Genomic DNA, 1,857 nt, shown 5'->3' on the forward strand with positions numbered 1-1,857 from the left:
TTCTTTATTTTCTTGGAATAGACTCCCATGGGCTCATTGTGCACCTTGACTGTCCACACTAAATCAGCATTATTCTTGGCATTGTAATCATCCAGATAAGGAATGTGCTGAAAAAAGTTGGCGTCAATTTGTCCGTCTTTCAAGGATGGATTCAATAATACATAATCTGTAAACACCTTGATTTCCAGGTCAACATTTTCCTTGGCCAACAGGGGCTTGACCACTTCCAGAATCTCGGCATGGGGTTTTGCAGTAGCCCCGACCACCAGCTTGGTTGCGGCTGGCTGCGCGTTTTTGTCACCCTCTGCTGCAGGCTGTTGATTGCTGCATCCTACCACACTGGTGAGCAGCAATAAAAGGCATGCAATAAGTATTAAGCCTCTCTTCATGTAGTTATTACCTCCTCTTGTTAATGATCCGGGCTGCCATTCCGTCACCCGCGATTTGAATACACTGAACAAATAGAATAAGTACAATGACGGTAGCCCACATTATTAAATCCTCATAACGCTGATAGCCGTAGTAATAAGCCAGCGTTCCCAATCCACCTCCTCCCACTATGCCAGCCATTGCCGAATAACCTACCAGGTTGATGGTAGTTATGGCGACTCCTAGAATAATAGAGGGCATGGCTTCAGGGATCAACACCTTGCTGATGACCTGCCAGGCATTGGCTCCCATTGACACAGCCGCCTCAATCAATCCCCAATGAATCTCCTTCAAGGAGGTTTCCACCATGCGTGCTACAAAAGGTATTGCGGCCAGGGTCAGCGGCACCATGGAGGCGACCGTACCTATAGGGGTTCCCACCACCAGGCGGGTAAAGGGGATTACCAGGATTAAGAAAATGATGAAGGGTATAGAACGAGTAGCATTAACAATAACGCCCAGAATATAATTGACCCATTTATTCTCCAGAACATGGCCCGCCTCAGTGGTAACCAGAATCACTCCCAGGGGCAAACCCAGCAGATAGCTGAGAGCGGTGGATATCAACACCATATACATTGTTTCCCAGGTGGCTGTCAGCAGTTTTTCCGCGATCCAGGAGTTTTCAGCCCAAAAGGTGTTTAACACCGTATTAGCAGTTAAACCGAATGCAGACATCATCATTTATAACACCTCTATATCCAGACCGTTATTTTGCAGGAACTGCATGGATTGATGTACCCCTTCCCGGGATCCTATCAATTCCAGGGTCAGGTGCCCAAAGGGAACATCCTTGACCCGGTCGATATTGCCGTGCAATATGTTGGCATCCACATCAAACCTCTTAATCATGGCTGAAATAATGGGATCACCGGCGGAAGCCCCGATAAAAGAAACCCTGATCAGTTTGGAAAACTTGCTGCCGTGTTCTTTCAAGAGATCATGTTTATATTCTTCAGGGTCATCTTTATTAATGATGGCCTTGATAAAGCTTTGCGAGGTCGGGGTGCCGGGATTGGAGAAAATGGACAGCACGTCGCCCACTTCCTCGATCCTGGAATTATTGATCACCGCTACCCGGTCGCAGATCTGCTTGATTACGTTCATATCATGGGTGATCAACAGGATGGTGAGGTTAAGCTGTTGGTTTATATCCTTCAAGAGCTTCAATATGGAACGGGTGGTTTGCGGGTCCAGTGCCGAGGTAGCCTCATCGGACAATAGAATTTTGGGGTCATTGGCTAAGGCCCGGGCTATGCCGACCCGCTGTTTCTGACCGCCGCTAAGCTGATCCGGATAAACCTTAGCCTTATCGACAAGACCCACCATCTCCAAAAGCTGGTTGACTCTGTCCCGGGCTGCTTTGGCGGGAACCTGGGCAATCTCCAGAGGGAACATGATATTGTCGAAAACAGTCCGGGAAGAGAG

At 48.0% G+C, this 1,857-nt stretch carries 3 protein-coding genes; all 3 read right to left on the bottom strand.

The window, feature by feature from the left end; all coding sequences use genetic code 11:
- Nucleotides 1–389, bottom strand: a 389-nt coding sequence (locus B3W37_RS12720) for a MetQ/NlpA family ABC transporter substrate-binding protein (RefSeq protein ID WP_483176045.1), incomplete at its 3' end; no start/stop codon positions are given.
- A 7-nt stretch (nt 390–396) separates the two neighbouring features.
- Nucleotides 397–1,110 (bottom strand): methionine ABC transporter permease, encoded by a 714-nt coding sequence (locus B3W37_RS12725; RefSeq protein WP_483176065.1) that lies wholly within the window; start codon nt 1,108–1,110, stop codon nt 397–399.
- A gap of 3 nt (nt 1,111–1,113) precedes the next feature.
- Nucleotides 1,114–1,857 (bottom strand): methionine ABC transporter ATP-binding protein (locus B3W37_RS12730; protein WP_483176046.1); only part of this gene is annotated, 744 nt, incomplete at its 5' end.

Source organism: Syntrophomonas sp. UBA5494 (assembly GCF_002426325.1).

Excerpts from the sequence above, each read along its gene's own strand:
- B3W37_RS12725 (WP_483176065.1), bottom strand. The coding sequence starts at position 1,110 with ATGATGTCTGCATTCGGTTTAACTGCTAATACGGTGTTAAACACCTTT.